Origin of the sequence: Flavobacterium sp. H4147 (assembly GCF_029360735.1) — a bacterium.
GTDB lineage: Bacteria > Bacteroidota > Bacteroidia > Flavobacteriales > Flavobacteriaceae > Flavobacterium > Flavobacterium endoglycinae.
In genome coordinates this window covers 428956-442021 of the sequence record NZ_JARKNB010000005.1, presented here as the reverse complement: position 1 = coordinate 442021, position 13066 = coordinate 428956, and the positions used below count along the sequence as shown (strand labels likewise).

Sequence of the window (13066 nt, the reverse complement as noted above, 5' to 3'; positions counted from 1 at the left end):
AGACTAACAGCCTTAAGGTGGTTATTGCGGCGGGGCTCACCTCTTCCCATCCCGAACAGAGAAGTTAAGCCCGCCTGCGCAGATGGTACTGCATATTGTGGGAGAGTATGTCGCCGCCTTTCTTTTTAAAACCCTGTTTTTGTAAAACGGGGTTTTTTATTCTTTTTTGCTTATATAAGCATAAGGTACCTTAGCTCAGATGGTAGAGCAATGGACTGAAAATCCATGTGTCCCTGGTTCGATCCCTGGAGGTACCACTTAATGCTCGGATGGTGAAATTGGTAGACACGCTGGACTTAAAATCCAGTGAACAGCAATGTTCGTGCGGGTTCAAGTCCCGCTCTGAGTACTAAAACTTCAATTGGCTAAAGCTAATTGGAGTTTTTTTTTGGAGTTTATTTAAATAACATTTTACAGATTATCTTTATGATCTATCTACAGTAAAATGTATTTATTTGGTATTTAAATCCTGAAAATCCCCGTTTGATACAATTCTAGAATAAATTCCCGGTCTTACAACTTATAAATTGTAACATATTGTATCTGTATTAATTCTTCAATAATTATGCTGCTTTGGAATAGTTTCCAAATACACATTTTTAGAATAATTACATGTCTGCTTATTTCCCTTACAAAAATAAGTCTTTAGAAAGCCTTATTTTATAATAAGAGTAAAAATATAAAAACGTGGTATCGTTAAGAATTAGAGATTAAAATCGCATTGAATAGTCTAAATAGTTTTACTTGAAATAAAATAAAATTTTAAGAAAATTCAGCTTGTATTTTTTAACTTAGCCAGCATTCAAAAAAAAATTATTTTGTAATTCATAAAACAGCAAAGATTATGAGTGAGAGTACACAAAATCCAAAAGTTGATTTTTATTTTGATAAAGCTGAAAAATGGCAGAAAGAATTAGAGCAATTAAGGGTAATTACTTTAGATTGCCAGCTTACTGAAGAATTGAAATGGGGAACCCCTTGTTATACTTTAGGTGATCGTAATATTCTTTTAATACATGCTTTTAAAGAATATTGCGCTTTTTTATTTTTTAAAGGCGCTTTGTTGAAAGATACAGATGGAATCTTAATTCAGCAATCAGAAAATGTTCAAGCTGCACGGCAGATACGATTTACTAGTTTAGAAGAAATCGTTGATTTAAAAACGATTTTGAAAACTTATATTTATCAAGCTATAGAAGTCGAGAAAGCTGGTTTGAAAGTTGAATTAAAAAAGACTACTGAATTTGCGGTTTCAGAGGAATTTCAAAATAAGCTAAATGAAATGCCAGATCTCAAAAAAGCATTTGATGGACTAACTCCTGGTCGGCAGAGAGCTTATCTTCTGCATTTCTCTCAACCTAAACAATCCAAAACTAGAGAGAGTAGAGTTGAAAAGAATATTCCAAATATTTTAAAAGGAAAAGGTTTGAACGATTAATAGAATAGTTATGAATGAAGATAATAGAAAATTACAAAGTACAACTTTGCTAAAGTTTCCTATTGATTTGGTTTGGGGAGTTTGGACAAATCCAGAGCATATTGCAAATTGGTGGGGACCCAATGGTTTTACTAATACCATTCATAAAATGGATTTTTTAGAAGATGGTGAGTGGAATTTAACCATGCACGGACCTGATGGAAAAAACTATCCTGATAAAATTATTTTTAAAGAAATTATTCCGTTTGAAAAAATTGTCTTTGAGCATTTCAATCCGCATTTTATTACTACAGTTTTGTTTCAATCTCAAAATTCGGAAACTGTATTAAACTGGTCGCTTTTATTTGATACTGAAGAAATGTTTAATATTGTGGTCAAAACTCACAAAGCTGATCAAGGACAGAAAGAGAACTTAGAAAAACTTGAAAAATATTTATCAGAATTAATTTCAAAATAAAGACATACGATTATGAGTGTTCAGAATAAAAAGCTATCACCAGATCAACAAGAATCATTGCTGAGTGTTTTAGAGAAACGTTTCGAAAATAATATGAATCGTCATAAAAATATCAAATGGGATCAAGTGTTGTCTAAGCTTAAAAATAATCCTGAAAAACTTTGGATTCTTGATGAAATGGAGCGCACGGAAGGAGAACCTGATGTTGTAGCGTATGATGAAAAAACAAATGAATATATTTTTTTCGATTGTTCTGCAGAAAGTCCGAAAGGAAGAAGAAGTCTTTGTTATGATCACGAAGCATTGGAAAAACGCAAAGAAAACAAACCAAAAGACAGCGCCTTAAATTTAGCCTCAGAAATGGGCTTGAAAATTTTAAATGAGGAAGAATATCGAGAATTGCAAAAACTTGGCAAATTCGATACAAAAACGTCAAGCTGGATAGCGACACCCGATACTATTCGAAAACTGGGAGGTGCTATTTTTGCAGATTTCCGTTACGATACCATTTTTATTTATCACAATGGTGCAGAATCGTATTACGCGGCGAGAGGTTTTCGTGGTTCAGTGAGGGTTTAATTTATTAGAAAAATATATGATATTAGCTTTCGATACCCATTATTTTGATAACAAAGCAAAAACAGTCTGCCTTGAATTTTCTGAATACAATCAAAAAGAAAATTTTAAGGTTCATACCGAAATAATCGAAAATGTAGAAGAATATATTCCAGGAGAATTTTACAAAAGAGAACTGCCATGTATAATGAGTGTGTTAAATCAAATAAATCTGGAGAATATAGAAGTTATAATTGTAGACGGATTTGTGTATTTAGATGATGACAAAAAATATGGTTTGGGCGGACATTTATATGAAAAATTAAACAGACAAATTCCGATTATTGGAGTTGCCAAAACCAATTTTGCAAGTATCGAAAAAGATAAAAAAGCTTTGTATAGAGGAGATAGCATAAAACCGTTATACATAACTTCTATAGGAATTGATTTAGAAGAAGCATTTAAAAATATTGAAAGCATGCACGGAGAATTTCGAATGCCAACTTTACTGAAAGAATTGGATCGATTGACGAAAGAAAATTAATTGGTTGTATTCTGATCAATAATAATAAAATACAGAAAACTCCATTATTTCTAATGGAGTTTTCTATGTTTAAGAAAGGTTATTTGCCTTTTATTATTTTTTCAAGATATTCAACTTTTTCTTTTTCGGCCTGAACCAAACGTTCGTAAAGTTTTATTTGTTCTTCGTGAGCTTGAATTAATTTGTCTAAAGGATTGAAAGTACATCCATAATTTACAGCAGAAGAATTATCTACATTATAAGTATTGCCAATAATATTTAAAACAGCTTCCTCTGAAAAATTCTTAATAGCTTCAACTGTTACGCCAAGTGCTTTTGCAATTTCAGCCAATTTTGAGTCATCTACAGTTTCGCTATTTTCGATAGTAGAAATTGTTTGCTGACTAGTGCCTAAAGCATATGCCAATGCTTCCTGCTTCATATCACGAAGTTCACGAATACGGCTTATTTTTCGCCCTATATGATTTGGTCTTGTTTGTGTGCTCATAATTCAAAGATAATAATTAAGTATAATAAACCGGAATCGTAAAAAACATAATTTAAAATGTAAGTTACAGTGTTCTTTGGGAGCGGTAAACAAAAATACAATTTTTCTGATAAGTATTTTGAGATTGTAGGTTTTGTGCTCGATAAAGTTTGTCATTTCGAGGAATGAGAAATCACACGAGAAATTCCGTAAGTATGTCGTCATTCTTTATCGATCCCGAGTGTGATTTTTTCTTTCAGTCGAAATGACAATACTTTGCAGTTATTTGATTGATGTGAAAATATCGAAAAATGGGCATAAAAAAACTCCTTAATTTCTTAAGGAGTTTTTTTGTGGGCGATGAGGGGTTCGAACCCCCGACCCCCTCGGTGTAAACGAGGTGCTCTGAACCAGCTGAGCTAATCGCCCTATTTTATTAGGCTGCTATCGTTTGTGATAGCGTGTGCAAATATACGTTTGTTTTCGAGTTCTGCAAAGAAATTTAAACTTTTGTGAGTTTTTGAATATTCTGTTTAGTCCTCTTATTTAAAAGAAAACTCCTTAATTTCTTAAGGAGTTTTTTGTGGGCGATGAGGGGTTCGAACCCCCGACCCCCTCGGTGTAAACGAGGTGCTCTGAACCAGCTGAGCTAATCGCCCTATTTTACTAGGCTGCTATCGTTTGTGATTGCGAGTGCAAATATACGTTAGTTTTCGAGTTCTGCAAAGAAAAATTAAGAAAAGGTAAAACTTTTTTTAAAATAACTTTTATCTATTTGTTTATGAATTTGTTATTAAAACGGTTCTTTGAAATTTCTTTCTTCATGTAGGGTTTTAATTAATCCAAAGGCAGTTCGGCAACCACAAAAGTGCTTCCGCCAACGTAAATAAAATCATTTTCTGAAGCATTTTTTTTCGCTTCCGCGAAAGCGTTTTCAACCGAATCATATTTTTTTCCTAATAAATTGAATTTTTCAGCTGCATTTTTTAACGTTTCGGCAGGTAAACCTCTCGAAGAATTCGGACTGCAGAAATAATATTGCGCTTCTTTTGGGAATAAAGGCAGGATAGAATCTAAATCTTTATCGTTAACCACACCCAAAACAATATGAAGGTTTTCGAATTTTTCATTCTTCAGCTGATTCATCACGACTGTTAATCCATGTTTATTGTGAGCCGTGTCGCAAATAATTTTCGGATTTTCTCCCAATTGCTGCCATCTGCCTTGCAAACCAGTATTTTTTACAACATTCAGTAAACCTTCTTTTAATTGTTCGACTGAAACTTTAAAATTGGTTTCATTATTCAGAATTGAAATCGTCTGCTGCACCGTTTTTTTATTGTGAAACTGATAGTCTCCAATTAAGTCCGATAAATAAATTTGATCAATTAAATCCGATGCAAAAGAAATAGGAGCGTTATTCGCTTCGGCTTTAGCCAAAAACACAGGTTTTGTTTCGTCAGTATATTCGCCAATAACAACAGGAACATTTGGTTTAATAATTCCTGCTTTTTCACCAGCAATAGCTTCCAAGGTATTTCCTAAAAACTGAGTATGATCTAAACCAATATTCGTAATTACCGACACCAATGGTGTTATAATATTAGTTGCGTCCAATCTTCCTCCAAGGCCAACTTCTATAATGGCAATGTCTACTTTTTCGGCAGCAAAATAATCAAATGCCAATCCAACCGACATTTCGAAGAAACTCATATCATTCGATTCAAAAAACGATTTGTGTTTCGCGATGAATTCAATTACAAACTCTTCCGAGATTTCTTTACCGTTGATTTTAATTCTTTCTCTAAAATCTTTTAAATGTGGAGAAGTATACAATCCCACTTTATAACCCGTTTCCTGAAGAACCGAAGACAACATATGCGAAGTAGATCCTTTTCCGTTTGTTCCGGCAACGTGAATGCATTTGAGTTCATTTTGCGGATTGTTAAGATGATCAGCCAATATTCTGATATTAGTTAAATCTTCTTTATAGGCAGAAGCACCCTGCAACTGGTACATTGGGAGCTGATTAAACATCCAATTGGTAGTCTCTTGATAGTTCATTTATTTTGGATAAAATGGTTGCTGATTGAAATAAATTTCGATTTTTGTAGTTTAATATTACAGCGAAAATTATCTTTATTGCAAATTTCAAATATTTTTTAGAATTAATTATTAAAAACCAGAATTAATATATGTTTAGTTTTATTCAGTTACAAACAGATACAATCGCAAATGCTTCAAATGCCGTAGTCGAGAAGATTGCACCAGAAACAGAGATTTCGATGTTTGGGTTTATTATGAAAGGGGGAGTTTTCTTAATTCCAATCGCGATTTTATTGTTTTATACTATTTATGTGATTTTTGAACGTTATATGTACATTAACCGCGCCTCAAAAATTGACAGCAGATTAATGCAGGATGTTAGTGAAAAATTACACTCTGGGAATATTGAATTAGCTAGAACAATTGTAGAAAGAAACGATACAGCTGCTGCCAATATTTTAAAAGAAGGAGTTCTCGTAATTGGAAGGCCAATTGCTGAAATTGAATCAAACATGGATCGTGCTGCCGATATCGAAATTGGAGAAATGGAAAAGCATTTAGGTCATCTTGGACTTATTGCTGGTATTGCGCCAACGTTAGGTTTCATTGGAACAATTTCTGGGGTTATTAAAATTTTCTATAGCATTTCGGTTACCGAAAATATTAGCATCGGAAATATTTCTGGAGGTTTGTACGAAAAAATGATTAGTTCAGGTTCTGGATTAATTGTGGGTATTATTGCCTATAGTGCTTACCACTTATTGAACGCAAAGATTGATAATTTTGCTTTAAAAATTCAAAAACAGATTTTAGAATTTGTCAATATAATTCAAAGAGCATAAGCCATGTCTATTAAAAGAAAAAGAAGATTTCACGCCGAAGTTGCGACTTCATCTTTGAGTGACATTATGTTTTTCCTACTGTTGTTTTTCTTAATTATTTCAACACTGGCGAATCCGAATGTTATCAAAATGACTTTGCCAAAAGCTAAAGCGAATGAAAAAACCAATAAACAATTAATTAGTTTATCGGTTACAGAAGATAAAAAGTTCTACATTGACAAAGAACAAGTTGATTTTGAAAATCTAGAAACAAGTTTAATGTCAAAAATAGGAACAGATAAAGAACAAACTGTTGTCGTTCGAATTCCGTTTAATCTGCAAGTTCAAGACTTAGTCGATGTTTTACAAATCGGAGTGAAGAACAACTTAAAATTTGTAATTGCCACAAGTCCGAAGTAAATTATTATTAGGGCGTGACCACAATAAAAAAATGGGCTAATCAGCAAAACGTTGATGAGCCCATTTTTTTGTTGCGGTCGGGCTATCCGTGCTACTTCGGTAGCCAACTCCTATCCCTCATGCAAAGAAAATCAAAAGAACACATCGTTTTGTCGTTTCGACCTAAAGAATACCTGAGCAATAGCGAATAGGCGAAGCAAATCACACACGGATTTGATAAATTATAATTTTCAATATTTCAACATAGCCCAAGGTTTCAACCTTGGGTACGCAATGAAATTAACGTTACGGTTTTGCAAAACGTTTCCCGATGTTGAAACCTTGGGCTATGTAGACAATCGACGGAAAAGATTAGAGACAAAAAAAGGCTTTCAGATTTCTGAAAGCCTTTTTTTATAAGAGAAGATTTTAGTGTAGATCTGTGAAATTCGTGTTTTAATTCAAATTGAAATTATAAATAATTTTTCCAACTTGTTTTGGTGTTGCATTTTGATCAGCGGACCATTTGGTATTTAAAGCAGCAATTTTAGCTTGTTCTAGCAAACAACTTGCCTTGTTTGTGGTTCCTTTTATTCCAGCTGTCGCACTTATTGTTTTTCCATTTTGATCTACTGTAACTTCCACAACAACGGTTCCTTCTTCATTACAAGTGTATTTTGGAGCAGGTTTAGATAATGCTTTTCTTCCGTTTAAAGAATATCCTGATCCACCGCCAGAACCGCCGCCGCTTCCAGCTCCGTAACCGCTTCCGGTACCAATACCATTTCCGGTTCCGTTACCGCCTCCAGTTCCTCCGCCAGAACCACCGCTTCCGTAATAACCATTAGAGTTTAGGCTTCCGTTCGATTTTCCTTTATTTCCAGAAACTTTATCATCTCCATCACCACCTTTGTTTGAACCTTTTAAAATGCTCGATAAAGCATCGTTTGTTGAGTTTGAAACTTTTGGTTTTTCAGGCACAGGTTTTTGTATTGGTTTCTCAACGGGAACGGGTTTTTTAGGCTTTTCTTTTGTTGGTATAACCACATCATTATCTGTAGTTGTATTTTCCTGAGTGATAATCGATTCTTCTTCAGGAGTCGATTTTGAAGGTGTTTGTTTTACATTGTTTTTTACATCCAGAACTTCACTTTTATAATTAGCTCCAGAACCTAAATCGCTGTCTCCAAAGTTAATCGTAACGCCGCCACCGCCACCACCGCCTTCAGCAAGTGCAACGTTATTTTCAGGATTGTATGGAGGCCAAAAACGTATAAAAAACAGCAATGCAATAATTACCACATATATTGCAGTAGTAAATAATAATGATTTCTTTTTATCTGAAGAAATTGAGGAACTCATCGAATTGCGAATTTTGAAATGTATTATTTTAAAAACGTTTAAAAGTAGTAAAAATTGTTTAGAATGAAAGAGAGAATTTAAACGCTAAGTTCGCAAAGGTTTACGCAAGGTTCGCAAAGCGATTTGTTTTTAAATCTCGCAAAGTCGCGAAGTCGCAGAGAAACTTAAAAAAGAAAAACTTTGCGACTTCGCGACTTTGCGAGAAATAAACCAGCGTTCTTTGCGTAAATCTTTGCATTCCTTGCGGTTTAAAAAAAACGAGCTAAATAATTAGCCCGTTTTAGAAATAAAGTATAAAAAATTACACCAACTGTTTCAAAGCAATTTCAAAAGCAGTTGCGCTTATGTTTGTTTTTGAAGCGCTTAAAGCATGAGCTTTTACGATTGCATTTTTAATTGTTTCTGATGTGTCGTTAAAAATAGCTTCGTCGGTCATTTGAACTTTTTTCTCCATGAAATAAGCAAAAACCCTTGCCATTCCACAGTTTGAAATAAAATCTGGAATCAAACTTACTTTTTGGTCTACTTGTTCCATAATAGAACCGAAGAAAATTTCTTTGTCGGCAAAAGGAACATTTGCACCACATGAAATTACTTCCAATCCGTTTGCAATTAAATTGTCTATTTGAGCTTGAGTTACCAATCTTGAAGCGGCACAAGGTGTAAAAATTTCAGCACCAATTGTCCATATTTTAGAATTGATTTCTTCAAACGGAATCATATTGTTGGCAACTAATTTGTTCCCGTCTTTATTTAAAAACAACGTTTTGATTTCTTCAAAAGAAAAACCATCTTCTTTAATTAATCCACCATCACGATCGATAATTCCAATTACTTTCGCACCCATTTCGGCTAAATAAAAAGCAGCAGCAGATCCCACATTTCCAAATCCTTGCACGATTGCCTTTTTACCTTGAATGTCTCCACCATAAGTGGCATAAAAATGACGAACGGCTTCGGCAACGCCAAAACCAGTAATCATATCGGCAACTGTATATTTTCTGGTTACATCTGGTGAGAATTTAGGATTTTCAATTACCTTAATTACACCCTGACGCAATTGTCCAATTCTATTAATTTTATCCGCTTCAGTTGGTTTAAAGTGTCCGTTAAAAACACCTTCCTGCGGATGCCAAACACCACATTCCTCTGTCATTGGGATTACTTCATGAATCTCATCAACATTTAAATCTCCACCAGTTCCGTAGTAACTTTTTAATAGTGGCGAAACGGCTTTGTACCAGCGCTGTAAAACTCCTTTTTTACGCGGGTCGTTTGGGTCAAAATTTATTCCAGATTTAGCTCCGCCAATTGCTGGTCCGGAAACTGAAAATTTAACCTCCATCGTTTTGGCCAAAGACAGAACTTCGTTCATATCTAAGCCTTTTCTCATTCTTGTTCCTCCGCCCGCAGCTCCTCCGCGCAGCGAATTAATGACTGTCCATCCCTCTGCCTCAGTTTCAGAGTCTTTCCAGTTGAAAACAATTTCAGGTTCTTTATTTTCAAATTGTTGTAATAAATCTTTCATTTTGTTGTGATATGTTTATTTTGCGTAAATGTATAAAATAGAATAATGCGAATAATGTATTTCGAATCAAATTTTAAGAAAGATAAAATAAAAGCCGAAAACTTGTGAGTTTTCGGCTTTTGATATTTTGAAATCGGGAAGATTATATTCCTAATAAATGCTTTTTTAAAGTTTCGTCAACTGGTTTGTCTGAAAGCCAGATTCCGAATAATGCTTTTTTGAAATCAAATCCCTGAATTTTTCCTTTCAAAACTTCGTTTTTAGAAACATACACGCTTTGATCCAGCGGATTGTACGCCAGAACGAAAACATCTTTTTCTGTAATGGCATCACTTAAATAGCTTTTTAACTGTTCGATACGCGGACGTAATTGCTCAAGATTGCTTCCAGCAGATTTTTCGAAACCAGCATTCATGGCTTTAGTTAACTTATTGGAAGAAACCATAGATGACGTGATTTCAATTCTGATCGCCATTTCTGTGTCGCTGTCAATAATAAATTGCGGATCTTGGCTTAGTTGTGATAAATATAAAGCCTGTACATAAACTTCTAACCACATTTTTGATCTTCCGCCTGCTCCGTTAAGCTGTAAAGCTTTATTTTGAAAGTCTATTTTTCTAGGCACAGTCACTCCGTTAACTTCTAAATGAGTTTGAGCAAAAATGCTAGAAACAGGTAGACTTAGAAGCAAAATAAGTAGTAGTAAAATCTTTCTCATGTTCTATCAATTATTTATTTTTTGGGCAAAAATAATGTTAATTTCTCAATATTTTTGATTCTGCTGCAAAGTTTTTTTCTAAATAAAATACTTTATTTTTTAGCTATTACTTTAATAATCAAATTAGTAAGAGTTGTTTTACGTGGATTTGCCTATTTTAGGTTTTGTTTAATCTTTTGCATGAAAAAATAAGCACAAAAATTACTTCAAAAGGGTGTTTTACAGGTTTTCGATATTTGGAACTTTTTGAAAAATTGCTGCATGATTATAAGTGGTAGAAGCAAAAATCTAAATATTAACGAAAACGTTATCGTTATTGTTGCTGATCTATTAAATTTATATGCATGCATTGTAAATTAGGTATTTAAAAATTATCTTTGAAAGCCTTTCCTTATAGATTGGTTTTTCAAAAAATAAAATAAAAAACCGCATAAACAGTATTTAATTCTGTTTAGAAAAAACAATAAAATAAAAAAACTATGGATTTTAATCTTACCGAAGAACATTTAATGATTCAGCAGGCAGCAAGAGATTTTGCGCAAAATGAATTATTACCGGGAGTTATTGAGCGCGATGAAAAACAAATTTTTCCAGCGGAACAAGTAAAAAAAATGGGTGAACTAGGATTCATGGGAATGATGGTTGATCCAAAATATGGAGGAAGTGGTCTTGATGCCATTTCATACGTAATTGCAATGGAAGAAATTTCGAAAATCGATGCTTCTGCTTCTGTAGTAATGTCGGTAAATAATTCTTTGGTTTGCTGGGGACTTCAGGAATTTGGTACCGAAGAACAAAAACAAAAATACCTTCCGGGATTGGCATCAGGTCAAATTCACGGTGCTTTTTGTTTGAGCGAGCCAGAAGCAGGAAGTGATGCTACTTCTCAAAAAACAACTGCGGTTGATATGGGAGATCACTACTTAGTAAACGGGACTAAAAACTGGATTACAAACGGAAACACAGCTTCGGTTTATTTGGTAATTGCGCAGACGCATCCAGAATTAAAGCATAAAGGTATCAATGCTTTGATTATGACCAAAGATATGCCAGGATTTTCTATTGGTCCAAAAGAACAAAAAATGGGAATCCGTGGTTCTGATACGCATTCTTTAATGTTTTCTGATGTAAAAGTTCCAAAAGAAAACAGAATTGGAGAAGATGGTTTCGGATTTAAATTTGCCATGAAAACTTTAGCCGGAGGCCGCATTGGTATTGCTTCTCAAGCATTAGGTATTGCTTCTGGAGCTTACGAACTGGCTTTAAAATATTCTAAAGAACGTAAAGCTTTTGGAACAGAAATCTGCAATCATCAGGCAATTGCTTTCAAATTGGCCGATATGGCTGTAAATATCGAAGCCGCTCGTCATTTATGTATGAAAGCAGCGTGGGATAAAGATCAACATAAAAGTTATGATGTAAGTGGCGCGATGGCGAAACTTTTTGCTTCGCAAGTGGCTATGGATACAACAGTTGAAGCCGTTCAGATTCATGGTGGAAATGGTTATGTAAAAGAGTATCATGTTGAACGATTAATGCGTGATGCAAAAATTACCCAGATTTACGAAGGAACTTCGGAAATTCAGAAAATTGTAATTTCAAGATCTGTTATTGCAGGATAATTTTCTTTATAGAATATAAAATAGGAACCCTTTCAGCTTTTTTAGTTTTGAAAGGGTTTTTTGATATTTTTTTGTTACTTTTCGCAAAACTTTATTCTTTTTGAACCCAATATTTATAATATGAAAAAACTTTATTTTCTTCTTCCGTTCGTATTTTTAGCTTGCAAATCGAATACTTCAACTGTAAGTGAAAAGTCATCTCATTCAGATTCAAAACCAATTGTAGTTAATTATAAAGTAGAAGAATCTGAAGTTTCGGATTTCTTAAAATATTTGTCTTCGGATGAATTAGAAGGCCGTGAGACAGGAACAAAAGGAATTGAAAAAGCAGCTGTTTTTTTAGAAGACTTCTTTAAAAAAAATCATATAAAACCGTATTTCAAAACTTACAGAGATACGCTGACTAATTTTAAATCACCTGCTTATAACATTGTTGGTGTTTTGGAAGGAACTGATCCAGTTCTTAAAAATGAATATGTTGTTTTAAGTGCGCATTACGACCATATTGGAGTTGAAAAGAAACAACAACCAGATCAAATTTATAACGGAGCAAATGATGATGCTTCTGGAGTTACTGCTGTTGCACAAATCGCGAAATATTTCAGTAAAACAAAATCGAATAAACGAAGTATTCTTTTTGTGTTTTTTGCAGGAGAAGAAAAAGGGCTTTTAGGATCAAAAAGTATGGCTCCCAAACTGAAAGCGAAAAACTTCAATTTATACACCCAGCTAAATATCGAAATGATCGGCGTTCCTATGAAACGAGATTATTTGGCTTACATCACCGGTTTTGATAAATCGAATATGGCCGAAAAAATAAATGAATATACTGGTAAAAAAACAATTGGATTTCTGCCAAAAGAAGCAGAGTATAAATTGTTCTACCGCTCAGATAATTATTCATTTTTTGAAGCTTTTGGAAAACCGTGCCAATCTTTGAGTACTTTTGATTTTGAAAATTTTGATTTTTACCACCACGTTTCAGATGAATTTAAAGTAATGGATATTCCTCATATTACAGCTTTTGTACAGGAATTACTTCCAGCTGTGACTCGTATCAGCGAATCGCCAACACAGGAAATAACAATGAATAAATAAGAGGCTGTTTTA

13 protein-coding genes, 4 tRNA genes and 1 rRNA gene are annotated in these 13066 nt (G+C 33.9%); 11 read left to right on the top strand and 7 right to left on the bottom strand.

The window, feature by feature from the left end; genetic code table 11:
- Positions 1-13 precede the first annotated feature (13 nt).
- The 7 genes from rrf (at position 14) to P2W75_RS22400 (ending at position 2994) form a co-directional block, all read left to right on the top strand.
- Positions 14-122: ribosomal RNA gene (gene rrf / locus P2W75_RS22430) — 5S ribosomal RNA — on the top strand.
- A 62-nt stretch (positions 123-184) separates the two neighbouring features.
- Positions 185-257: transfer RNA gene (locus P2W75_RS22425), tRNA-Phe, on the top strand.
- Between the two features lie 6 nt (positions 258-263).
- A tRNA-Leu gene (locus P2W75_RS22420) sits at positions 264-349 on the top strand.
- 495 nt (positions 350-844) lie between these two features.
- The gene (locus tag P2W75_RS22415; RefSeq protein ID WP_276382134.1) at positions 845-1438 is read left to right on the top strand and encodes a YdeI family protein; all 594 of its coding nucleotides are present in this window, start codon (positions 845-847) and stop codon (positions 1436-1438) included.
- A gap of 10 nt (positions 1439-1448) precedes the next feature.
- On the top strand, positions 1449-1895 hold the full coding sequence (locus P2W75_RS22410) for an SRPBCC domain-containing protein (RefSeq protein ID WP_276382133.1): 447 nt from the start codon (positions 1449-1451) through the stop codon (positions 1893-1895).
- A 12-nt stretch (positions 1896-1907) separates the two neighbouring features.
- A complete protein-coding gene (locus tag P2W75_RS22405) occupies positions 1908-2474 on the top strand; it encodes a DUF4256 domain-containing protein (RefSeq protein WP_276382132.1) in 567 nt (188 codons plus the stop codon).
- Positions 2475-2490: 16 nt separating this feature from the next.
- Positions 2491-2994 carry an endonuclease V gene (locus P2W75_RS22400; protein ID WP_276382131.1) on the top strand — a complete coding sequence of 168 codons (504 nt, stop codon included), beginning with the start codon at positions 2491-2493 and terminating at the stop codon, positions 2992-2994.
- A 79-nt stretch (positions 2995-3073) separates the two neighbouring features.
- Here the strand turns inward: P2W75_RS22400 and P2W75_RS22395 are convergent, their stop codons facing one another.
- From P2W75_RS22395 to P2W75_RS22380, 4 genes are all read right to left on the bottom strand, one after another.
- Positions 3074-3481 (bottom strand): helix-turn-helix domain-containing protein, encoded by a 408-nt coding sequence (locus tag P2W75_RS22395; protein WP_276382130.1) that lies wholly within the window; start codon positions 3479-3481, stop codon positions 3074-3076.
- 333 nt (positions 3482-3814) lie between these two features.
- Positions 3815-3889 (bottom strand) — tRNA-Val (locus tag P2W75_RS22390).
- A gap of 155 nt (positions 3890-4044) precedes the next feature.
- Positions 4045-4119, bottom strand: a tRNA-Val gene (locus tag P2W75_RS22385).
- A gap of 178 nt (positions 4120-4297) precedes the next feature.
- Entirely contained in the window at positions 4298-5524 is a 1227-nt protein-coding gene (locus P2W75_RS22380) for a folylpolyglutamate synthase/dihydrofolate synthase family protein (RefSeq protein WP_276382129.1), read from the bottom strand.
- A 131-nt stretch (positions 5525-5655) separates the two neighbouring features.
- Here P2W75_RS22380 and P2W75_RS22375 point away from each other — a divergent pair, with 131 nt between their 5' ends.
- Both P2W75_RS22375 and P2W75_RS22370 read left to right on the top strand, forming a co-directional pair.
- Positions 5656-6348: a MotA/TolQ/ExbB proton channel family protein gene (locus P2W75_RS22375; protein WP_207294596.1), complete on the top strand. Its 693-nt coding sequence runs from the start codon at positions 5656-5658 to the stop codon at positions 6346-6348.
- A 3-nt stretch (positions 6349-6351) separates the two neighbouring features.
- Entirely contained in the window at positions 6352-6747 is a 396-nt protein-coding gene (locus tag P2W75_RS22370; RefSeq protein ID WP_125723780.1) for a biopolymer transporter ExbD, read from the top strand.
- A gap of 435 nt (positions 6748-7182) precedes the next feature.
- On the opposite strand, the gene P2W75_RS22365 is transcribed toward P2W75_RS22370, so the two are convergent.
- The 3 genes from P2W75_RS22365 to P2W75_RS22355 all read right to left on the bottom strand — a co-directional run bounded on the left by P2W75_RS22365 (position 7183) and on the right by P2W75_RS22355 (position 10334).
- Positions 7183-8088: an energy transducer TonB gene (locus P2W75_RS22365; RefSeq protein ID WP_276382128.1), complete on the bottom strand. Its 906-nt coding sequence runs from the start codon at positions 8086-8088 to the stop codon at positions 7183-7185.
- Positions 8089-8389: 301 nt separating this feature from the next.
- Entirely contained in the window at positions 8390-9616 is a 1227-nt protein-coding gene (locus P2W75_RS22360) for a Glu/Leu/Phe/Val dehydrogenase (protein ID WP_207294598.1), read from the bottom strand.
- A 142-nt stretch (positions 9617-9758) separates the two neighbouring features.
- Complete coding sequence (locus tag P2W75_RS22355) at positions 9759-10334, bottom strand: chalcone isomerase family protein (protein ID WP_207294599.1); 576 nt, start codon at positions 10332-10334, stop codon at positions 9759-9761.
- Positions 10335-10813: 479 nt separating this feature from the next.
- Between P2W75_RS22355 and P2W75_RS22350 the strand changes: the two genes are divergently transcribed.
- Both P2W75_RS22350 and P2W75_RS22345 read left to right on the top strand, forming a co-directional pair.
- A complete protein-coding gene (locus P2W75_RS22350; RefSeq protein WP_207294600.1) occupies positions 10814-11956 on the top strand; it encodes an acyl-CoA dehydrogenase in 1143 nt (380 codons plus the stop codon).
- A gap of 120 nt (positions 11957-12076) precedes the next feature.
- On the top strand, positions 12077-13054 hold the full coding sequence (locus tag P2W75_RS22345) for a M20/M25/M40 family metallo-hydrolase (RefSeq protein WP_276382127.1): 978 nt from the start codon (positions 12077-12079) through the stop codon (positions 13052-13054).
- Positions 13055-13066: the final 12 nt, after the last annotated feature.